Genomic DNA, 23,507 nt, shown 5'->3' with positions numbered 1-23,507 from the left:
GTATGAAAGTAAAAGGATTGACTTGTATTTTAGTATTTTTATTAGGTAGTGTAGGAATGTTACGGACGGCGGAGCCGTCCGTAACATTTTCTTTGAAAGCTATGCAGATGAATATCTGGAAAGGTGGTTCAATGGTAGAAGGTGCGGTTGGTATGATTGCCGATGAAATTATTCATTCGGATGCGGATCTTATTTTTCTGAATGAATTGAGAAATTATCAAGGCGAGAACTTTATTCTTTATATGGTTAAAGAGTTGCGGCGTCGGGGATATGTTTATTATGGTGAAAAATCATCCTTGGCGGTAGGGGTGTTATCGCGATTTCCGATAGAAAGCCAGGAAGTCGTTTTTCCGTGTGTCGAAAATGAGAAAGGGGCTATTCTCCGAGTAGTGATGGCGGTTGGCGGGCATAAAGTGGCAGCTTATGCGGCTCATCTGGACTACCGTCATTATGCTTGTTACCTGCCTCGCGGTTATGATGGAAGCAGTTGGGAAAAGATGGCTGCCCCCGTCGTTGACGAGACGGAAATATTGGCTATGAACCGTAAATCTTATCGGGAAGAAGCCATTTCGACATTCTTGCAGCGGTCGCAATCGGATATTGCACAAGGATTTGCGGTTTTGTTAGCGGGGGATTTCAATGAGCCGTCTCACTTGGATTGGACGGCGCGAACGAAGAATTTGTGGGAGCATAATGGGGCGATAGTGAATTGGCCCTGTTCCTTTATGCTTTATGAGGAAGGTTTTCGGGATGCGTACAGAACTGTTTGTCCGAATCCGGTCACTCATCCCGGTTTTACATTCCCGGCAGGTAACAGAGCCGTTGCCGTAGACAAGCTGACGTGGGCTCCGGAAGCCGACGAACGTGATCGGATTGATTTTATATATTATTATCCCGCTTCTTTTCTTGCACCTAAGAAAGCATGGGTGGTTGGTCCTGCGGAATCAGTTGTAAGAGGTGTGATAAAGAGGGAGAAAAGTAAAGATCGCTTTTTGCGCTCCGGAAAGCGGTGGCCGACAGATCATAAAGCAGTGATGATTTCTTTCTCGGTGAATTCCGGCGTGAATTAAGAATTGCCTAAAACTGAAATAGAAATAAATGTTTACCAATCGAAAGAGAGAAAAAGTATTTGAATATTTTGTGCTGATAATAACCAAAGACACAATAAAGTTAGACTTCTCTCATTCGCCTTCTTCACAGAAGGGTAATTGTCTATTTAATAGACCTTTCCTGTGAAGAAACAACGGAAAAATCTCTTGTTCACGGTCTTCACAGTTTACACCTTCATAGTTCGTAGTCTTCACCTCGATCTATAACAATATTATCGAATTAAATAGGGGACATATAAGAAGCCAACTGATGTAGTCTATCTGGTCGACTGATGTTGTTTTGTTGGCTGACTGCAGTCAGCTAACAAGACAACATCAGTTGGCTATTAGTAAATAGAAACAAAACATGCAATAAATCAACGACATATCCGTAGAAAGAATGGCTGATTTTCAGGTTGTTGTTAGTTGAATGTGTATCTGCATAGTTTTGCTGCGGAGCATATATCCCCGGGATTTGTAGTCTCAAACCGTGGATCGACCGGGTGGCTTATTTTGGTTTCGTTCACTTGATTGAAAGATTTTCTATTTTACATAATATAACAGATGTAGCTGGTAGCCTCAAATAAAGTTTTCCTTTTTTATTTTTGATCTGATATTTGGAAGTGGTTCCTGCTAACCATTTGGTTGTTGAGTTTTGTGGTATGATGATGGGTGTTTCAGACGTTTTATTGCTAGGATTTAGGGCGATTATATATTGTTCATTTTCTATCCATCTCATATATGCAAATGGGTATGGGTGTTCTAAATCGCTTATTGCTTTCCATTGCCCTCTAGTACCTAAGGCTGGAATTGCTTTTCTTAGGGCTAGAAGCTGACGTACATAATTCAGAATGGACTGTGGGTCGTTTTCTTGCGAAGCAACAGTTGGGTAGTTGGGGGAAGGATCTATGGGAAGGTAGATTTGTTCGGGAAGTGCTGATGAGAATCCTGCGTTTATACCTTTGTCCCATTGCATAGGAGTACGGCAGCTACTCCGGTTGCGTGAACTTTTGCTCCCTTCTTTGTAAGGTGCATCTTCTATATTTCTCATACCTATTTCTTCTCCATAATATATAATAGGTGGCCAAGGCATAGTCAGGAATAAAGTTAGAGCGACTTTTAGTTCTGCGGGTGTATTACGTTGGAGGCGGTTGAGTCTCCAGATATCATGGCTGCAAGTAGGCATGGTCGCATAGCCGAGATCTCGCGTTGCAGCGTATTCATGGCCATAATTGGTTACGAACTCTTTGATTTGCCCTTCGCCGGATTTGTCGAAATAGCATTTGTTGGGTTCATTTTTATCGTTAGTATTGCAAATTAGATTTCGGTATATTTTTACTCCGTTGTGTATTATCAGGTCTATGTTGAAACCGGCTTTGATTGCTTCATGAGGTACGCTCCATTCAGACATCATTATCCCTTCGGGATATTCAGCGTTAAACCATCCGATAATATCCTGCCAAAAATCCATTGTTGCTGTATGGTTTTTATCGTCTTGCTTAATTAAACTTTTAGCCATATCTACCCGGAATCCATCTATGCCTTTGTCCATCCAAAAAGCTATGATGTTCTTCAATTCTCTTCTGACGGCTTTAGGACCTGGCGCATTGAGGGGTTGTTCCCATGGGTGGTTGGGATTGGGATTTGCAAATCCGTAATTCAACGCCGGTTGGCAATCGAAAAAGTTTTTCATATAATATCCATTGCGTTTGGCATCGGAGTCTACGTATTTTTTCGGTTTTTGTTTTTTGTCGTTTGTCCAAATATAATAGTCGCTGTATCGAAGTTCTTTTTTCGAACTTTTTGATTCTAGGAACCAAGGATGCTTATCGGAAGTGTGTCCGGCGACTAGATCCAGGCAAACCTTGATATTACGTGCATGCGCCTCTTTTACTAATTCTGATAGTGTTTCGTTATTTCCGAAGCGTTTGTCTATCGAATAGAAATCAGTGATATCATATCCACCGTCTTTAAACTCCGAAGAAAAGACGGGACTTATCCAGATAGTGTTGATTCCGATGGACTGAATGTAGTTTAGTCGGGAAATAATGCCATTCAGGTCTCCGATGCCGTCTCCGTCGCTATCTTGAAATGTACTGGGGTAGATGTGATAAATAACAGCATCTTTTAGCCATTGTGGCCCTTTTTGAGCTGATAAATCGAATGTGATTAAACTAAGAAATAGTAGTAAAAGGAAATTTTTTAGTTTCATATTGTTTCTTATTAGATTGTTTATGCCGTAAATATACAATGATTATATTTTGTTGATATTAATAATAGGTGTGAAACTTCTACTATTTTTTGCTTCGTTAACTCTTTCTTTTAAATAAAGTTCAAATAGAAACTATTTTTAAGTTTCGTTTTGTGCGATATTAGTTGCTGTATATTTTCTTTTTAATTGCATTTTTTTCTTTTTATGTTTGCTATTTACTTTTTTTATATATATATTTGCCGCATAAATATGTGATAATACGAAAAATAACATCTTTGTTTTACTCTTTATTGACATCTTATTAATCGTTATAATTATATGACTATGAAATTACTATCTTGTATTGTGTTTAGAACTGTGCTTTTATGTGGCTGTTTTTCTTCAGTGTTAATGGCGTGTGAAAATGATACCGATGCCTCTTCTCAAACCGCTATTCCTTTTAGCGAAAAAAGTTTTGATAAATTGCCGCTTTCGATTTCCGAAGATATAGTATATAGCAAAGCGGTATATCTAAAACGAAATTCGATTATGCAAAGTATGGATGTAACAGATGAAGGAGCAATTTATTACATCCAAATAGCAGGAAGTGATGTGCATCAGTTGCATGTGTTGTGTGGGGAGCCTAATGAAAACAAACCGGAAGATTGTATGACTTTGGAGTATTTTGGTCATGGCACTAATATGGCTGTTGAAGAAGCTGCTGATGGTACTTATATTTGGGTAGGTAGTCATGGAAACAAAGGCTCGGATGGAAATTATGGCGGTTCACAAACCGTTAGCCGCATAAAGTTTGAGTCGGGGAAGAAAGTGAAGTTTGCGGGAGGTGATATCTTTCACTTGAATGGGGCCCGTAATATTCATCCGGCCGTAAAACCGGAGAAAGATTTGCTATGTGTGCAATATCCTAAAAATGCGGCAAGTGGCAGCTCGCGTTATTTTGCGGTTTATAAATTGAGTGAAGCAATGAAGTTGCCGTTAGTAGATATAGAGCTAGACGATTTAAAGTATGGTGGTGGAAATGCGGAAGATGATGAAGCCACGGTTGGATTGACGGTTCAAGTAAAGGAATTGTCTCAATTGACCCCTTTATACCGGTTCTCGGTTTCTGATGGCGGTATAGGCTCTGTCGGAAAGCACGCTTTTCAGGGATATGATTTCGATGAGCAGTTCGTATATTATTTTGAAGGTGATGCGAACGATAATAAAGAAACAAAACTTTCTAAGGCGTATGTTAGTGTGTTGGATAAATATGGACGTTTGTCAGGACGTAAAAGAGTAAATTCAATTTCGGATATGAAGAAGTTGAAAGAAATGGGAATTGCCGATAGAGGATATATGGAAGCGGAAGGAATTAAGGTTAAGGATGGAGTTTTCTATCTAGGTTTTGCTTCTAGATGGATAAATGGTAATACCGATGAACGGAGAGCTAATATTTTTAGATATACAAATGATTAGTCGGATATGCTTTCAATAAATGAATTTAGAGAACTGAATATTAATTTTTAATTTAGTTATTATGAAAAAATACACTTGGCTTTTTCTGACAGCTATGATGTGTGCTTCTCCCAATTCCTCACTTTATTCAAAAGGATTATTGGATGGAGAAGCCGTATCTCAGAAAAAGGATGTAATAAGAGTAAATGGTACGGTGATGGATGAGGCTAATGAACCGCTTCCGGGTGTTAGTATTTTAGTAAAAGATGAAAAAGGTTTAGGAACAATTACTGATGTTGATGGACATTTTTATTTGGAATTACATTCTACAAAGGATGTATTGGTGTTTTCCTATATTGGCTATAAGACAAAAGAAGTAGTGATAGGCAAACAGATAAATTTGAATGTTGTTTTGGAGGAAGATTCTAAGAATTTGGATGAAGTAGTGGTGGTCGGATACGGTAGCCAGAAAAAATTATCGGTTATTGGCTCTATTGCTAATTTGGAACCACAAAAGCTGCAGACCGGTTCTACGATGTCTATGGCTAATAATTTGGCGGGACAGGTACCGGGGGTTATTGCTATCCGTACCTCTGGTGAGCCTGGCTATGATAATGCTGATTTTTGGATTCGTGGTATATCCTCCTATCAGGGGACAACCACCCCATTGGTATTGATTGATGGTGTTGAACGTGATTTGAATACTATTGATCCGGAGGAAATAGAATCATTTTCTGTTCTAAAAGATGCTTCTGCCAGTGCGATGTATGGTGTTCGAGGTGCGAATGGTGTTATAGTAATTACTACAAAGCGAGGTAAGATAGCACCTCCTTCTGTTCATTTGCGTGTTGAACATGCTTTTCAAAAACCAACAAAACTACCGGATTTTTTAGGGGCGCCGGAGTATATGGAATTTATGAATAATCTGGCAGGGGAAGATAATGCGCCCTTTACTCGTGAACAGATTGACCGGACGGCAAGCGGCTATGATAAAGAACTTTATCCGGATGTAAATTGGATTGATGCGGTAATGAAAGATTACTCCTATAGTACCCGTGCCAATTTGACTGTTTCTGGTGGTACACCCATGCTTCGTTATTCTTTGGTAGGGGCCGTCTTTTCACAAGAAGGAATAATGGAAACAGATAAGAAACTGGATTATGACACCGGCACAAGTTTGACACGGTATAACTTACGTGCAAATGTAGATCTGAATGTGACGAAAACCACATTGCTTCGTATGAATGTCGGTGGATATATGAGACAACTTCGTAAATCGGCTGCAAGTACCAATTCTGTATTTCAACATGCGTGGAATACACCTCCTAATGTTTTTCCTATCCAGTATTCAGACGGAGCGATTCCTATTCGTCATTCCTCAGACTGGAATCCTTGGGCTGAAAGTACACAAGGTGGATATGGGAAATATGTGAATTCAAGACTTGAATCTTTATTTTCCATTGAGCAGGATTTGAAAATGTTGTTGCCGGGGTTAAAAGCTAAGGTTGTTTTTTCTTTTGATACTTATAATTCTAATAAAGTAGAGCGTAATAAAAAAATTGAATGGTCTAGTGTGGCTTCCGGACGTGATGACGAAGGTAATTTGCTTCATGAGGTAATACGGGTTGGAGAAGATTTCTTGGGACATAATAAGAGCGGTGAATATGGAAATAACAGCACCTACTTGGAAGCTTCTTTGATGTATAATAAAATATTTGGAGGTAAACATTCAGTAGACGCTATGTTACTTTATAATCAAAGTAATTATGATGACGGTGATATCCAGCCCTATCGTCATCAAGGTCTTGCCGGTCGTTTATCATATACATTTGATAGAAGGTATGTTGGTGAGTTTAATTTTGGATATAACGGTTCTGAAAATTTCGCAAAAGGAAAGCGTATGGGATTTTTCCCTTCTGCCGCAATTGGTTGGTTAGTTTCGGAAGAAAAGTTCTGGGAAAGAATCAGGCCGATAGTAAGCAAATTGAAATTACGCGCCTCAATAGGTTTGGTTGGTAATGATAATATTGGTTCAAAACGTCGTTTTGCCTATCTTTCTACGATTGATATGGATGGTTGGGATTACTATTTTGGAACGAATGCGGAATATCATTACAAAGGTATTCGTGAAGGAGAAGTTGGAGTTTCCGATTTGACTTGGGAAACGGTTCTGAAGGAAAATATTGGACTTGAAATAGGTTTATGGAATTCTTTGGAGTTGCAGATTGATTTCTTTAAGGATTATCGAAAGAATATTTTCATCCAACGTTCCATTATTCCAACACAGGCCGGTTTTATTAAAACGCCATACGCCAACTATGGCAAAGTGGAAAACACCGGTATGGAGATGTCTCTGACCTACAATAAAAAATTCACTAAAGACTTCTCTATGAGTTTGCGTGGAAACTTTACGTATGCTAAAAATAAGATTACAGAATGTGACGAACCGGAAAGTGTAAAAGGTACTCATCGTTCACGGACAGGAGAATCTGTAAAAACCTTATATGGCTATTTTGCAGATGGTTTGTATGCTGATGAGGATTTTAATGTGGATGGAAGTTTAAAGGAAGAATTACCGGTTCCTACTCTGAGTAATGAGGTCCGCCCGGGTGATATTAAGTATCTTGATAAAAATGGTGATGGATTTATTACGGAGGCAGATAAGGGGTATATCGGCGGTACTACTGTTCCCCGTCTCATTTACGGATTTGGCGGAAACTTTCAATATAAAAACTTTGATTTAGGGGTTTTCTTTCAAGGTTCGGGAGACTATTATCGTATGATTGGAGGAGAGGATGGCGATGAAGACCTGGGTTTTATTCCTGGTGGTGGCCAAGAAATTCGCAGTAATATTTTTTCCAATTATAATGATCGTTGGACAGAAGAGAATCCTTCACAAAATGTGTTTTGGCCGAGATTAAGTTACGGACCTAACACTAATAACTCCGTCGCATCGACATGGTGGAAAAAGGATATGAGCTTTTTGCGTCTGAAAATGCTGGAAGTGGGGTATTCACTGCCGAGATCAATTACTGATAAAATGCATGCAAATAGTATTCGATTCTATATAAGTGGTAATGATTTGTTCTATTTCTCTAAATTTAAATTGTGGGATCCTGAACTGGCTACAAATACCGGATGCAAATACCCGGCTATGAGCTCCATTATGGTAGGTGTGGATTTGAATTTTTAATTTTAAATGAATAATGAGATAATGAAAGCAACAAAATATATAGTTTTATCTTTGATTTGTGTTTGTTCGTTGGTATCTTGTGATTATTTGGACAAAGAACCGGATACGGAACTCACTTTAGATATGGTCTTTGAGAAACGCGGTACGGTAGAGAAATGGTTTGCTAATGTGTATGCCGGTATACCCGACCCCACCTATCCATATTTGAAAACAGTAGGTTGGGAAACAATGGCTGATGATATGTCACCGTCAGAGAAATATCAGCAATGGGGTTGGGAAATGATTCCTTGTAGCATGGGTAATTGGAGTCCCAGTACGACTTGGGAACCTAGTTATTGGCAAAGATATCCACAGTGGATTCGCGGTGCTTACCAATTTATAGAGAATGCTTACCCTTTACCCGAGCAAGAAATATCAGCATCGGAGATGGCTTCAATGAAGGCGGAATGTCGTCTTTTGGCTGATTATTATTTTTATTTGTTGTTGAATACATACGGACCTATTCCTTTTAAACCCAATTATATTGCTCCCGTTGATGGTGATTTGGCTGATTTGATGGTGGGGCAGACTCCTTATGATGAGGTTATTGATTGGCTTGAGAAGGATATGTTAGCCGTTTCGCGGGAGTTGCCGGCTGTATATAATGATTCAAGAAAAGAGGGACGTATGACTTCTTTGGCAGCTTTGGCTATTCGTAGTCGTATGTTGTTATTCGCTGCCAGTGATTTGGTAAATGGTAATACTGAATATGCGGGGCATAAAAATGATAAAGGGGTAGAATTGTTTAATTCTACTTATTCCATAGAAAAATGGGAACGTGCTGCCAAAGCGGCTAAGTTGCTGATTGATGAAGCAAGAAAAGCAGGTGCTGATTTGTATCGCGAATACAAAGCAGATGGTACGATTGATCCCTTTTTATCGTGTCAGAATGTTCATCTTGTAAGCGGGAGCAATGGTAACAAAGAAATTCTTATGATGCGTCCGAAGAATGAAGGTAATAACTGGGACCGATACTGTATGCCTTCGGGTAGCGGGTCTTCATCAACCGGAGGCGTGAGTGCTACACAGTCGTTGGTAGATGCTTTCTTCGACAAGACTGGATTGCCGATTGATGATGTGAATACGGTATATGTGGAAGACGGATTTTCGAGTGCAGATAGTCGTTGGGATACAAAATGGCCGTCTCGTAAGAATGGTGTCATTACACAAAAAGGTACTTATAATATGTATTGCAATCGTGAACCACGCTTTTATGTGAATGTCTATTATGACAATTCATGGTTTGCTAAAGGAAACCGTTATTTGAATTTTTTAGATAAGAAAGATGACAATAAAGGGACACACGATGCTCCGCAAGCGGGTTATTTGATAAGGAAGAAAACACACCCTGATTCAGATCAGAAAGGTGGTTATAAATGGCGTCCGGGTATTCTGTTCCGATTGGCGGAAGCTTATTTGAACTATGCGGAAGCCTTGAATGAATGGAAAGATGACAACGCAAGTCGTAGGGAAGCATTGGATTATGTAAATCTGATTCGTGAACGTGCTGGAATACGGAAATATACGTTGGAAGCTACGGATAAAAATGATGAAGAATATATTCAATTGGAAGATACAAAGGAAGCGGTTCGTAAAGCCATTCGTATGGAACGCCGTGTGGAGTTGTGCTGTGAAGGAATTCGTTACGATGATTTGCGTCGTTGGAAAGAGGCTGAAACAGTATTAAATGGTGATTTCATCGGAATGAATTTCAAAGGGACAGTGCGTACGGATGATCCTAATAATAAAAATGCATTTTATAAACGTGTCACTTATCAATCAACGCGTGTCTTTCGGAAGTCATTCTATTGGTTCCCTATTTACCAAAAAGAGATCGATAAGAATTTGAATTTAAGGCAAGCACCTTTCTGGGAATAATAATTTTAATACTATAGAGATATGAATAAGATTTATATAATAATGAGTTTGCTGGCATGCTTGTTGATGTCATGCAATAATGACGATAAATATGAAATGAACTATCCCACACCTGCCGATACAATGCATCTTACAGCATCTTCAGCGAATGTTGTATTAGATGGAAGTCGTCCGGATGAAATAGCTGTGTCGTTTCGATGGAATCCGGCGGCACAGCGAGAAGAAGGGGTCGAAATTCTTTATTATTTCAAATATTGGCTGACTTCTGCCGGTTCGAAATCGGTTGAGAAAATAGATGTAATGCCGGAAACGATGGAGTATTCATTAACAAATAAACAACTGTTGAATTATTTGGATGAGTGTGAAGTCGTATTGGGTGAGACGGTTGAGGTGGAAGCAGAAATAATAGCGGATATTCAATCTACGTATTATATGAAGCCGGAAGTGTCTAAAACATTAATTCTTGTATCGACCGATAATAGTAATATTGAAATAGAAAGATGAATAGAATGAAAATTACCGGGTGGGTTATACTTGCTTGCTTATTATTAGTGAATGGAACAATGAAAGCGCGGCATCTTCCTCAATGGCTGGAGAGGGCGGTAGTATACCAGATTTATCCTGCTTCTTTTAAAGATAGTGACGGTGATGGTATCGGAGACTTGAAAGGAATTGAATCACAACTGGATTATATCAAATCCATTGGAGTGAACACCATTTGGATTAGTCCGGTATTTTCTTCTGAATTCTTTGATGGTGGATATGATGTAACGGACTTTTATTCAGTAGATAAACGTTATGGAACTAATACTGAATTAGTTCGTTTAGTGAATAAGGTACATGAAAAAGGTATGAGAATTTTTATGGATCTTGTTGCGGGACACACTTCAGATAAGCATCCGTGGTTTATACAGTCAAAGCAGGCTGATACAAATCTGCAATATAGTGACTATTATATTTGGACCAATGGCAAAGATCAGAAACCGAAAAAATACGTAGACTCTGATGCCGAACGTGACGGGTATTATATGAAAAACTTTTTTGATTGTCAGCCGGCGTTGAATTATGGATTTGCCAATCCTAACCCTAACCACCCATGGGAACAGCCGGTGGATGCTCCCGGTCCACAGGCTGTTCGTCGAGAATTAAAGAATATTATATCTTTCTGGATGGATAAAGGTATGGATGGTTTTCGGGTTGATATGGCATATAGTTTGATAAAGAATGATTCGGAGCACGTAGAGACCAGTCGGTTGTGGAAAGAAATAAGTGCTTGGTTTACGGAGAAGTATCCGGAGGGAGCATTTATAGCTGAATGGGGTGAACCAACGAATTCTATAGGTGGAGGTTTTCATATTGATTTCTTATTTCATATAGGGCGAAAAGGGTATACTTCACTTTTCTTTAATAAGAAAAAAACAGAAGACATTAATTGTTATTTTGGCTTGGAGGGAGCTGGTTCGCTGAAGCAATTTGTAGAAATGTATAAGAAGGAGTATGAAGCTACTAAAGGGAAAGGATATATTTCTTTGCCGACTTCCAATCATGATATATGGCGGTTGGCTTGTGGAAAACGGACGGAAGTGGACCAATTAAAAGTGGCTATGACTTTCTTGCTGACAATGCCGGGGGTTCCTTGTATTTATTATGGGGATGAAATAGGGATGAGATATATTGAAGGGTTGCCTGATGTAGAGGGGAGTGTGTTAGCTTCACGAAATCGTGCGGGCAGCCGTACTCCAATGCAGTGGGATGCATCAGCCAATTGGGGATTTTCCACAGCTTTGGCAGAGAAATTATATATTCCGGTTGACTCTGATAAAAACGCTCCTTATGTTGAGAAAGAACAAGCGGACGAGAGTTCGTTATTGAATTATGTGCGTTGCGTACTGAAGTTACGCGCCTCTTCCAAGGCATTAGGAAATATAGGAGAATGGACGTTTGTCAGTGATGTTAAACAACCTTATCCTATGGTGTACTTACGTGAAGCTGATGGCGAACGTTACTGTGTGGTTGTGAATCCAAGTGCAAAAAAAGTGGCTACAAAGTTTGCGACTCTGGGATCTGAAAAAAAAGAAATAGTAATAGGTGATAAAAAACAGGTAAAGTATAAAAGTGGTTTAATAGAAGACCGTGTGGAAATAGATCCTGTGTCTGCTGTTATTTTTAAATTCAAAAAGTGACAATTTAATGAGAAAAGTTTTTCTGATTATAATAATGTTTGTCAGCATTTTGTTAAATGCTAAAGATAAAGGTTGGAAGTTGATTGCTACTGTTCCCGGTGATGATTATGTTGGGGCTCCGGTAGCTAATGGCGGAATCGGTATTTTGCCTTGGAAAGAGCCGTTCTCGATTAAGCACGTCATTCTTAATCATGTTTTTGAAAATGGTGGCGGACATGGAGTTAGTCGGGTGTTAAAAGGCATCAATCCTTTCAAGCTGACTTTATCTGTAGATGGAGAAAGCATTGGTGATAAAAATATTACCGGGTGGAGGCAGGAAGTTGATATGAAGGCAGCCACTCACACTACTTCATTTGAAGCATCAAAAAAAGTCGATGTGAAATATAGTATTTACGCGTTGAGAAATATGCCTTATGCAGGAATGATTCGAGTGGAGGTAAAAGCGAATCACGATTGTTCTTTACAGATCCTTCAACAAACGGAAGTGCCGGAAGAGTATGGACAATCGGAGGTTAGCTACACGAAAATGAGAGGCGGAAAGCCTGGCCAGTATATTATGAGTGTTAGTGCTGCTTCACATTATGGAACTCACCGGGTTACAGGATCGGCCGGTTTTTTATATGAAAAAGATGCTTTTGAGTTTCAAGTGCTTAGACAGTCGAACAATTTATCGCTTTTGCGTTCATTGAAGAAAGGAGAAACGGTATCTTTTACTTTATTGGGAACCGTGTGTTCTACACGCGATTTTGCAGATCCCTTTGGTGAGTCTGTACGCCAGATTGTATATGCGAATTATGAAGGCCTCGATCGTATAACAAAAGCGCACCAGTTAGCTTGGGATGAATTATGGGAGGGAGATGTCATTATTGAAGGTGATGATGAAGCGCAACGGAATGTACGTTTTGCGCTTTATAATCTTTATTCGTTTGCGCGAGGAGGAAGTCGTTTGAGCATTTCGCCTATGGGGTTATCTGCACAAGGATATAATGGGCATATTTTCTGGGATTCGGAATTATGGATGTATCCGCCGCTGTTGCTGCTGAATCAGAAAATAGCACGTGCTATGGTGGATTATCGCATAGACCGTATAGATGCGGCGAGACAACGTGCATACGCCCATGGTTATGACGGAGTTATGTTCCCGTGGGAATCAGACGATACAGGCATGGAATCTACCCCCACATGGGCACTTACCGGACCTTTCGAGCACCATATTACTGCTGATGTAGCTATTGCTGCCTGGCATTATTATTGTGTGACTAAAGACTATGAGTGGCTGGTTGCGGAAGGTTATCCCTTACTTAAGAAAATCGCGGAATTCTGGGTGAGTCGTGTTGAAAAGAAAGCTGATGGCAAATATGCGATTGTGAATGTAGTGGGAGCTAATGAATATGCAAGCGGTGTAACAGATAACGCATTTACTAATGGAGCCGCTATTTGTGCATTGAGATATGCGGTTGCGGCAGCTAGAGTGTGTGATGAAAAGGTTCCTGCTTGCTGGCGTAAAATAGCTGATGGATTGCGTTTTCATTCGTTTGAAGATGGAGTAACGAAAGAACATGAATCTTATCAAGGAAAGATAATTAAACAAGCTGATGTAAATCTACTTGGGTATCCACTTGAAATTATAACGAATCCGGTAAAACTAAAGAAAAATTTAGCGTATTATGCTGATAAAATAGATCCGAAGCATGGTCCTGCTATGTCTTATGCTATATTTTGTGTACAATATGCATGTTTAGGAGATGCGGAAGAGGCGTATAAAATGTTCAAATTGTCTTATTTGCCAAATTTACGTCCCCCGTTTGGAGTGTTGGCGGAAACTCCTACCAGTCGGAATCCATATTTTGCGACAGGAGCCGGAGGACTGTTACAGGCTGTCATTAATGGTTTTGCCGGGTTGAGAATTACAGATAAAGGAGTTGTACAAATACCTTCTGTGTTACCTAAACATTGGAAAAAAGTGATTGTGAAAGGTGTGGGACCTGAAAAAAGAACCTATATTCGGTAGTACAGAGTAGATTTTATTTTTTAGTCAATAAGAGAAGTAGTTTCCTTTTTTTTGTCTTACTTTGCATATCAAATAGTTATATCCCATTTTTGATATGCGTTACTCTGTCATAATCCCTGTTTATAATCGTCCCGATGAAGTGGATGAATTATTGCAAAGTCTTACCATGCAACACTTTAAAGATTTCGAAGTCGTTGTTGTAGAAGATGGTTCCTCCATTCCCTGTAAAGAAGTAGTAGACCGGTATGCAGACCGGTTGAATATAAAATACTTCTCTAAATCTAACTCCGGTCCGGGACAAACCCGTAATTATGGGGCAGAACGTAGCGAAGGGGAATACCTTATTATATTAGATTCTGATGTCATTCTTCCCGAAGGATACTTCGATGCGGTAGAGAAGGAACTTCTCGCTTCTCCTGCCGATGCTTTCGGCGGTCCCGACCGTGCGCACGATTCTTTCACGGATATCCAAAAGGCGATAAACTATTCCATGACTTCTTTCTTTACGACCGGAGGAATCCGTGGCGGGAAAAAGAAGATGGACAAATTCTATCCCCGTAGTTTTAATATGGGAGTTCGCCGGGCAGTGTATGAGGCTTTGGGCGGATTCTCAAAGATGCGTTTTGGAGAGGATATTGACTTTAGTATCCGTATCTTTAAGAACGGCTATACTTGCCGGCTTTTTCCAGATGCCTGGGTGTATCACAAACGTCGTACTGATTTGAAGAAGTTCTTCAAGCAAGTGCATAACTCCGGCATTGCCCGTATTAATCTTTATAAGAAATACCCGGACTCTCTGAAACTGGTGCATTTGCTTCCTGCTGTATTTACGCTGGGAGTGGCACTCTTATTATTAGGAACCCCATTCTGTCTTTTCAGTTTTACGCCGATCATTCTTTATGCATTGCTGGTATGCATGGATTCTACTATTCAGAATAAGAGTCTGGCTATTGGCATTTATTCCATAGCCGCTGCATTTATACAACTTATCGGCTATGGTACAGGCTTTTGGCGTGCATGGTGGCAGCGTTGTGTCAGAGGAAAAGATGAGTTTGAGGCTTTCCAAAAGAATTTTTATAAGTAACCTACTTTTATTTGTTTACTACCATTCCTATTTTTACTTAAAAGGAATGTTGCATGACACCCGGGTGTTGTTATGTCTGACACCCGGGTGTCGTACAACTTACCTTAGCATAAAAAAAAGAAGAAGACTATAATCAAGTTTTTTTCCATTGCCTCTATCATTAAATTAAATAAGCCTACCTTTACACCTTCAAAACATAGCAAATGGAAAGTAAACACAAACTATCCATCAACCAATGGGCACTGGAGGACCGCCCACGGGAAAAAATGATGGAAAAGGGAGCAGCGGCATTGAGCGATGCCGAACTACTCGCTATATTAATCGGCTCCGGAAATACGGAAGAAAGTGCTGTTGAACTGATGCGACGCCTGCTCCTGTCTTGTGATAACAATCTCAATTCTCTGGCAAAATGGGAAGTCTGCGACTATTCCCGTTTTAAGGGTATGGGACCGGCGAAGAGTATTACAGTGATGGCAGCATTGGAACTTGGAAAGCGTCGGAAACTGCAAAATACAAAAGAAAGGCCTCAAATCACCTGTTCAAAAGATATTTATGATATTTTTCAACCTTTGATGTGCGACCTCGAACAAGAAGAATTCTGGGTTCTTTTATTGAATCAGGCAACGAAACTGATTGATAAGGTGCGTATCAGTACCGGTGGAATAGATGGAACATACACCGATGTACGCACCATCCTTCGGGAAGCATTGCTGCAAAGGGCCACCCAAATAGCTGTGGTCCATAATCATCCTTCAGGGAATATCCGTCCTAGTCAGCCTGACAAAACACTGACAGAACATATTCGTAAAGCGGCAGATACAATGAATATCCACCTGATAGATCATGTCGTCGTTTGCGAAGACGGGTTCTTTAGCTTTGCGGATGAAGGATTGCTTTAATTTCCTCTACATCTTTATTCCCTTTTGCAACAATTTACCATCTGGGTACGTTTTTCATATTAGTGAAGATAGAGAATAGATGTAATATTCTTTAGGTACACGATGCTCATTCAGTACCTAATTTTTTATGTTTCATTTTTTATCTCTATCTTTGCGATACATAACAAAATGAGAAGATGTATGGAAAAGATTGAAATAGAAGAAAAGATTGTAGCCATGCTAAAAACGGTGTACGACCCGGAGATTCCGGTGAACGTATACGATCTTGGACTGATTTATAAGATAGATGTTGCCGATAATGGAGAAACAGTGCTGGACATGACACTGACAGCTCCTAATTGTCCGGCTGCTGATTTTATCATGGAAGATATTCGTCAGAAAGTGGAATCGGTGGAGGGTGTGACTGCGGCTACCATTAATCTGGTGTTTGAACCGGAATGGGATAAAGATATGATGAGTGAGGAAGCGAAACTCGAGCTCGGTTTTCTCTAGTTACGAGTGATAACCTCATAATCAATCTTTTATAACTAACAACTCAAAACTCATGAAGAACGTTTATTTCCTTTCCGATGCGCATCTTGGTTCACGTGCCATTGAGCATGGCCGTACGCAAGAACGACGTTTGGTGAATTTTCTCGATAGTATAAAGCATAAGGCTTCAGCCGTGTATCTGTTGGGAGATATGTTCGACTTCTGGTATGAGTTCCGGTTGGTCGTGCCCAAAGGATATACCCGTTTTCTGGGCAAGCTTTCCGAACTGACGGACTTGGGCGTAGAGGTGCATTTCTTTACCGGTAATCATGATATATGGTGCGGTGACTATCTCGCCAAAGAGTGTGGCGTCATCATACACCGCAAGCCGTTGACTACCGAAATCTACGGGAAAGAGTTTTATCTTGCCCACGGCGACGGGTTGGGCGACCCGGACAAGAAATTCAAGTTGCTACGCACCATGTTTCACAGTTCCACCCTACAGACGTTGTTCTCTGCCATTCATCCCCGTTGGAGCGTAGAACTCGGCTTGTCGTGGGCGAAGCGCAGCCGACTGAAACGTGTGGACGGAAAGGAGCCGGACTATATGGGAGAGGACCGGGAACATCTAGTGTTGTATACGAAAGATTATTTGAAAAGCCATCCCAATATCAACTTCTTCATCTACGGGCATCGGCACATTGAATTGGACTTGATGTTGAGCGCTACTTCCCGCGTACTGATTTTGGGAGACTGGATTAATTTCTTCTCTTATGCCGTATTCGACGGCGAGAATCTTTTTCTGGAAAACTATATCGAGGGGGAGACACAAATCTGATTCTCCTTATCAAAAAAAAGCAAGACCACGTTTTCAGATTCATCCTGTTCATAAGTGATGAACGTTTGAAAACGTGGTCTTGATGTATCGGGTTGTTTATGATAAACCGTTCTTCTGAAAGAAGGTTACGGGGGAGCAATCAAGATTACTTCTTTTCTCCCGTACCTGCCGTGAAGTTCAGATGTATCACATCGCCGGCCGAACCTTGTATGGAATAGCCGTCTCCCCTCTCTGCCCAACTGTCGATAAGATTGAAATCACGATAGAAGATTTCACCGTTGTGGAGTGTAAATTCTGTTCTCCACCAGTCGAGGTCTGTTTTGAAGCACATGCGCACTTCTCCGCTTGCGGTCATGGCAGGAGATACGAAGTTGCCGTCTTTGGTATCCGGGACCGTAAACTTCCATGCATCGTTGAACGACCACGAGCCGCCGGTCACGTTACCGAACAGATATACTTCTGCCGGATAGAAAGTGATGGTGAACTGATAATCGTTGCCTTTGACAGTTGCTTTGACGTGGAAGATATACCATCCGGCGTTTTCTACGACAAAGTTGTCGCTGCCGCTGATTTGGACTCCGGCTTCGTTGGCAATCGTCACGCGGGGGTCGTTAATGCCGATATACTCGTCTTTCTTTGTACCGAACTTGAATTCGGAGTTGGCATCGAAGTAGACCATTGAATAGAACTGACCGTCCATGCCGTAAACCGGTGCCAACGGTTTCCATACTTTCCAGGCGTCCAGCATGGAGCCTACAAGGAACATGGTCTTGGGAGGTGTCAATGAACTGGCAACCTTGGAAATCAGGACTTTCGGAAGTTCAATCACATTGGATAAACATGCTCCTCTGCTACTGCCTGTGATATTGGCTTTCAGGCGGATGTACACAGCCACCGGTTCGGTGGGGAGTTCCGCTTGCCCTCCGTTGGCGGCAGTCCACAAATCGAAAAGCTCACTGTTCAGTTCGGAGGCGCTTATGTCTATCGTTGTGGTGGGGTAGGTACTTCCCAATTCCGTATAGTTGGCTTGCGTTTCATCCGTCTCCTCCGTGAAATCCTGTTCAAAGGAAACGTGCACCTTGTAAGTGGTGGCTGCCGTGAATCCGTAGTCCGGTTGCGAACAGGTGAGCTGTACGCTTTCGGCATTTTTCAGGTCGTATACGTTGTCGGCTGCGTTAGCGGGGGTGTCGAGCGTAAATGTATCGGGTTCGTTCAAGACCGGATTGCTGTCATTGTCTGTTTCGCATGCCGTGAACAAAGGCAATGCAAACGTGGCAGCCAATAATATATTGAATATTTTCTTCATAATGATATTCTTTTATATAATGATGGACTACTGATTAATAATTGGGGTTTTGTGACATATTCGGGTTGTTGTTCAAGTCCGATACCGGAATCGGGAAAACGTTGTAGTGTGAAGCTACAGGTGTCCCGTTCATTGTTCCCCCTTTCCAGTCCCAAACGTACTTGTCCGTGGTGAACATGCCGAAACGAATCAGGTCGGAGCGACGGCGGCCTTCCATGTAAAACTCACGTGACCATTCATCAATAAGTTCCTGTTCGGTCACAGTCTCTACCTTTCTTGTGCAGTTGGCGCGCGAACGAAGTTCATTGATATCCGCTGTCGCGTCCTTATCTTGGCGGAAGAGGGCTTCGGCACGTGTCAGATAGGCTTCTGCCAGACGGAACAGAGGGATGTCGGTATCCGGAAATTCAGTATGGCTCACAGGTTTGCCGTCCGAACGGTAATTCTGCCATTTGACGATGGACAAGCCATTGGTGAATCCCGTGATGGCGTCTGTCTGAAGTTTACGTTTGCCACCTCCTACACCGGAGTACAGCATGGCGCGGTCATCGCCGGCAGCTTTGATGATGTCTTCCGTTCGGAGACCGTATTGGGCATCGAAAGCGTCAATCTGTGCATCCGTATCCAATCCTTCGTTGGGAATTTCCACATCGTCGGGCAGTACGGGCACTTTGGTAAGGTCGGGGAAGAATTTCTGCACCATCGCTGCGCGGGCGAAGATGCAAGACCATCCGTTGGTGGTTCCCATGCGGGGCATACCGGCAATGCGGGTGGCGCAGACCAAATAAACGGAGCCGCCGTAGTTGCGTGTTTTCACGCCGTCCTGACGGATGGGCAGGATGATTTCCTGCATGGCATTGGGGTTTTCGTCATTGTCTGCCATGAATAGTTCGGCATAATTGTCGCACAGTTTATATCCCGAGTTGATTACTTTGCCGGCATATTCTTCTGCCTTTGCATAATCGTTTTGTCCGGTATATACACCTGCGTTCAGATACAGACGTGCGCGGAGTAACCAGTTGGCTGCCTTGTCTGCACGGCCGAAAGGTGCCTGGCGGGGTTCATACATATTGTTTTCAATCTCATTCAGTTCGTTTTGAATGTAGGCGTAGAGTTCGGTGCCTTTCTTCTCGACGGGCAATTCGTTGTTGAAGTGCTCTTTGAATGGTGCTTTTCCAAACAAATCGAGGAAGTACCAGTAGTGCAAGGCACGCAGGAAACGTATTTCAGCGCGTTGGCGTAAAGTCTCTTCGTCCGTTTTCCCTTCTGTTTGGTCCAGGAAGAAGTTATATTGTGTGATGTTGTATCCTAAACGGACATACACCCACTCGGTACGTTGGCTGGAAGAGTTCCAGTTGATGTTTGTAAACTGAGGAATGTCTTGGTTGTCCTGCCATGCCCAAAGACATTCGTCCGAGGGCAGTTCGTTGCAGTTGAAGGTGGTACGGTAAAAGCCGGATTCGCCCTCGTCCTGTCCGTCAAGGTCGGCGGAACCGGCGATACCCTTTTGTCCGGTCAGTCCTAACATGGCATATCCTTTTACGAATACTCCTTGTTGGTCGAAACTACCGTCTGCCTGAGGATCGATAGGACTAATATTCAGGTCGTTGATGCATGAGGTTACTCCCAAGGAGAGAGAGGCAATCAATGCAGCAGAAAACAGTTGCTTTATAGTTTTTATTTTCATAATAGTTTGATTTAATGTAATTTAGAATTGAAGGCTTAACCCTAATAAGAAAGTCATGGCTCTCGGGTATGGATTGGCATCGATGCCGCTTCTCACTTCGGGGTCAAGACCTTTGTATTTGCTGATGATAAACGGATTCTGTACTGTGGCGTATATACGTCCGTTGATTCCTTTATAGGCTTGGCTCTTGCATATATTCTGGAAAGAATAACCCAATGTGATGTTGTCACAACGGATGAATGAAGCGTTGCGTATAAAGTAGTCGCTCATGTAATATTCCCCTTGTCCGGTGAACCCGAGTGCAATGGCTTGGGCGGTAGTATTGCTGTAAGCGTTGTTTGAATACAAGCCCGAAGCGCTGATATTGGCTTTGTTGCTCAGGAAGTCATAATACACATAGTTGTTGAGGCTGGCACGCAAAGCAAAACTGAAATCGAAGTTCTTGTACATCATTTTGGAGGTCAATCCCATCAATACGTCGGCAGCCGGTTTCTTACAGATATACTTATCCGAGCTGTTGATGATACCGTCACCGTTGCGGTCGACAAACATATTCTCGATAGGCTTGCCGTTTTCGTCGTATACCTGCTGGTAAACATAGAAAGAACTGGCGGCATATCCTACTTTATGTACTTGCACTTTGTTGTTGTTACCTCTGGAAATTTTATCTCCTGTTTCTACGTAATAGTCGCTATCGTCACCACCTGTCAGTTTGGTGATTTCATTGTGGTTCCATGTCACGTTGTAACTCAGGTCCCAAGTGAAGTCCTTGGTAACGATCGGTTTGGCGTTGACGGAGAATTCCACACCGTAGTTTTTCAACGAACCGATGTTCTGTGTCATTTGGGCGTTGAAGTTGGTTCCGACGGGAATCTTAACACTATTCAGCAGGTCGTCCGTTTGGCGGAAGTAACCATCGATAGCACCGGTGATTCTACCGTTCAGGAATCCTACATCCAGTCCGGCATTCCATGTCGTGGTCTTTTCCCATTTCAGTTCTTCGTTGAAGGCTTTCGGGCGTGAAGTTGAATAGTAGGTGTCGCCAAACGGATATTGGGCATATTCGTTGTTGGTGATATACAAGGGCAGGTAGGCGAAGTCATCCCAAATGTTCTGTTGTCCGGTGATACCCCAGCCTAAACGCAACTTCAAGTCGGAAAGGGCATTTACGTCTCTCAGGAATTTCTCTTCCTTTATCTTCCATCCCAATGCCAATGAGGGGAATGTACCCCAACGGTTGTCTTCGGAAAAACGTGACGAACCGTCCCAACGCATGGTGAATGTGAATAAGTAACGGTTCAACAACGAATAGTTCAGACGGCCGAAATAAGAAACCAATGTATTTCGGGTGGCGTAAGCGGTCTGGCTGCGCAGGCTTGCATCGTGTGCTTCCTGAGTGTACGGGTCCCAACCTTGTCCTTCGTCAAATCCGTTGCGGTGGAAATGCTGCTCTTCGCCACCGACCATCAGGTCGAAATCGTTTGCACCTACTGATTTGAAATACTGTGCGTATATGTTGTAAGAGAGGTTGTATTTATATTGAGTGGCAGCCCCGTTCCATCCATAATAATTGTTGGAGAATGAATAAGGGGATACACGGGTGGTTTGAGTGCCTTCCGCATATTCACCGCCTATGCTTGCATGTACATGAAGGTCGGGCAGGAAATGGAACTTGTAGTCTACATCCACATTTCCTACAAAATCGTTGCTGTTGCTTTGGTCGTTCTTCAGGTGCAGGGCAGCTACCGGATTTTGGGCGGAGTTCGGGTTGACCGTATATTTCCAGTCAGGGTCGCTGAAGTTGCTTGTTGAATTGGTGTTCTGCCAGTATCCGCCTGTGAACTGGTAAGGGTCTTCGTTAGAATAAACCGGACGGGTAGGGTCGATGGCCAATGCCCCGCCAATAGCGGCGTCGGCGTCTGCATAGCGGTTTTTACCGTTCATGTATTTGGCGTTGATGTTGAACTTCAGATGCTCATTAAAAAAAGAAGGAGCCAAGTTTATGGAAGCGGTAAAACGCCGGAAGTTGGATGTTTTCACGATACCGTTAGTTCCTGTATATCCTAAAGATATGCGATAAGGCAGGTTCTTGAATCCTCCGTTGATAGAGACATGATGGTCGGTGCTGACAGCCGTGCGGAATATTTCGTCCTGCCAGTCTGTGCTGTCGGTTCCTAAATTTGCCGGTAATTTTTCGCCCCACAGTTGATTGGCATAAGCGCGATATTCGTCTCCGTTCAGTACATCATAACGTTTTTGGGTCTTGGAGAAGGATACGGAACCGTTATAGCTTACGCTGGGAGCTTGTCCGTTCTTTCCTTTCTTGGTGGTGATGAGGATAACGCCGTTGGATGCGCGTGAACCGTAGATGGCGGTTGCAGAGGCATCTTTCAGCACGGTGAGGGTTTCGATATCTGCCGGATTGACCATTGATAGTCCGTTTGCCATCCCTTTGATACCTTCGTTGTCGATGGCAAGACCATCAATAACAATCAACGGGTCGTTGCTTGCATTCAATGAAGAACCGCCGCGGATACGGATTTGCGCGCCGCCACCCGGTGTACCGTCGTTGGAGATTACGCTGACGCCGGCAATTTTACCCGATAACATATCCTGAGCATTGGTGGTGATACCTTTACTCAGCTCATCGGGCTTGATAGCCATTACCGAGCCGGTCATGTCGTTCTTCTTCACTTGTCCGTAACCGATGACAACTACGTCATTCAGTAGTTGACTGTCGTCCTGTAATGTCACGATGACGGAAGGAGCTGCTTTCACTTCCACAGTCTGGTATCCCACGAATGAGATGGAGATAATGGATTCTTTGGGAGCATTCAGCGTAAAGTTACCGTCAAAATCGGTTATCATTCCGTTGGTTGTACCTTTCACCAGTACGTTGGCGCCGATGACAGGTTCACCCGTTGCGTCTTTCACATGCCCCTTCACAGTGATTTGCTGTGCAAATGCTCCTATGGATAGGAAGAGTCCTACCAAGGTGATGAGCAGGGCTTTTAGTCTTAAGCTCTTTTTCATGTTTTTAATTTAAAGTTGGTTTAATTCAAAAAGTAAATTATCTCTTAAAAAACACCTATTGAAAACTGTTTTTCTTATCCTTTTTTTATTTATCACTTAACGTCTGTTTGATATAACTTCCTTCGTAATGTGTTGGATTGACTAAAAGTCG

At 42.1% G+C, this 23,507-nt stretch carries 15 protein-coding genes; 11 read left to right on the top strand and 4 right to left on the bottom strand.

The window, feature by feature from the left end:
• Window positions 1–2 precede the first annotated feature (2 nt).
• Window positions 3–1,070, top strand: a complete 1,068-nt coding sequence (locus I2I13_RS17180; RefSeq protein ID WP_195650087.1) for an endonuclease/exonuclease/phosphatase family protein — start codon at window positions 3–5, stop codon at window positions 1,068–1,070.
• A 541-nt stretch (window positions 1,071–1,611) separates the two neighbouring features.
• Here I2I13_RS17180 and I2I13_RS17175 read toward each other — a convergent pair.
• Window positions 1,612–3,300 carry an alpha-amylase family glycosyl hydrolase gene (locus I2I13_RS17175; RefSeq protein WP_195650086.1) on the bottom strand — a complete coding sequence of 563 codons (1,689 nt, stop codon included), beginning with the start codon at window positions 3,298–3,300 and terminating at the stop codon, window positions 1,612–1,614.
• A gap of 528 nt (window positions 3,301–3,828) precedes the next feature.
• Here I2I13_RS17175 and I2I13_RS17170 point away from each other — a divergent pair.
• From I2I13_RS17170 to I2I13_RS17125, 10 genes are all read left to right on the top strand, one after another.
• Entirely contained in the window at window positions 3,829–4,755 is a 927-nt protein-coding gene (locus I2I13_RS17170; protein ID WP_229128667.1) for a hypothetical protein, read from the top strand.
• Window positions 4,756–4,816: 61 nt separating this feature from the next.
• A complete protein-coding gene (locus I2I13_RS17165; RefSeq protein WP_195650085.1) occupies window positions 4,817–7,927 on the top strand; it encodes a TonB-dependent receptor in 3,111 nt (1,036 codons plus the stop codon).
• Window positions 7,928–7,948: 21 nt separating this feature from the next.
• Complete coding sequence (locus I2I13_RS17160; protein ID WP_195650084.1) at window positions 7,949–9,844, top strand: RagB/SusD family nutrient uptake outer membrane protein; 1,896 nt, start codon at window positions 7,949–7,951, stop codon at window positions 9,842–9,844.
• A 21-nt stretch (window positions 9,845–9,865) separates the two neighbouring features.
• Window positions 9,866–10,348, top strand: a complete 483-nt coding sequence (locus I2I13_RS17155) for a SusE domain-containing protein (RefSeq protein WP_195650083.1) — start codon at window positions 9,866–9,868, stop codon at window positions 10,346–10,348.
• Window positions 10,345–12,027 carry an alpha-amylase family glycosyl hydrolase gene (locus I2I13_RS17150; protein ID WP_195650082.1) on the top strand — a complete coding sequence of 561 codons (1,683 nt, stop codon included), beginning with the start codon at window positions 10,345–10,347 and terminating at the stop codon, window positions 12,025–12,027. The genes I2I13_RS17155 and I2I13_RS17150 overlap by 4 nt, the downstream gene beginning before the upstream one ends.
• A 7-nt stretch (window positions 12,028–12,034) precedes the next feature.
• Window positions 12,035–14,038: a glycoside hydrolase family 65 protein gene (locus tag I2I13_RS17145; protein WP_195650081.1), complete on the top strand. Its 2,004-nt coding sequence runs from the start codon at window positions 12,035–12,037 to the stop codon at window positions 14,036–14,038.
• Between the two features lie 94 nt (window positions 14,039–14,132).
• A complete protein-coding gene (locus I2I13_RS17140) occupies window positions 14,133–15,122 on the top strand; it encodes a glycosyltransferase family 2 protein (RefSeq protein WP_195650080.1) in 990 nt (329 codons plus the stop codon).
• A gap of 203 nt (window positions 15,123–15,325) precedes the next feature.
• Window positions 15,326–16,021: a DNA repair protein RadC gene (gene radC / locus I2I13_RS17135; protein WP_004314429.1), complete on the top strand. Its 696-nt coding sequence runs from the start codon at window positions 15,326–15,328 to the stop codon at window positions 16,019–16,021.
• Between the two features lie 180 nt (window positions 16,022–16,201).
• Entirely contained in the window at window positions 16,202–16,513 is a 312-nt protein-coding gene (locus I2I13_RS17130) for a metal-sulfur cluster assembly factor (RefSeq protein ID WP_117512634.1), read from the top strand.
• A 52-nt stretch (window positions 16,514–16,565) separates the two neighbouring features.
• Window positions 16,566–17,330 carry a UDP-2,3-diacylglucosamine diphosphatase gene (locus tag I2I13_RS17125; protein WP_195650079.1) on the top strand — a complete coding sequence of 255 codons (765 nt, stop codon included), beginning with the start codon at window positions 16,566–16,568 and terminating at the stop codon, window positions 17,328–17,330.
• A 145-nt stretch (window positions 17,331–17,475) separates the two neighbouring features.
• On the opposite strand, the gene I2I13_RS17120 is transcribed toward I2I13_RS17125, so the two are convergent.
• From I2I13_RS17120 to I2I13_RS17110, 3 genes are read right to left on the bottom strand one after another with little or no spacing between them, the layout of a single operon-like run.
• Window positions 17,476–18,636: a SusF/SusE family outer membrane protein gene (locus tag I2I13_RS17120; protein WP_195650078.1), complete on the bottom strand. Its 1,161-nt coding sequence runs from the start codon at window positions 18,634–18,636 to the stop codon at window positions 17,476–17,478.
• 34 nt (window positions 18,637–18,670) lie between these two features.
• Complete coding sequence (gene susD / locus I2I13_RS17115; protein WP_195650077.1) at window positions 18,671–20,323, bottom strand: starch-binding outer membrane lipoprotein SusD; 1,653 nt, start codon at window positions 20,321–20,323, stop codon at window positions 18,671–18,673.
• 21 nt (window positions 20,324–20,344) lie between these two features.
• Window positions 20,345–23,356: a TonB-dependent receptor gene (locus tag I2I13_RS17110; RefSeq protein WP_195650076.1), complete on the bottom strand. Its 3,012-nt coding sequence runs from the start codon at window positions 23,354–23,356 to the stop codon at window positions 20,345–20,347.
• Between the last annotated feature and the right edge of the window lie 151 nt (window positions 23,357–23,507).

This window comes from Bacteroides sp. D55t1_190419_B8, assembly GCF_015558905.1.
GTDB lineage: Bacteria > Bacteroidota > Bacteroidia > Bacteroidales > Bacteroidaceae > Bacteroides > Bacteroides vicugnae.
Note: the sequence above shows the minus strand (reverse complement) of the source record. Positions and strands in the feature narration are given on the sequence as shown.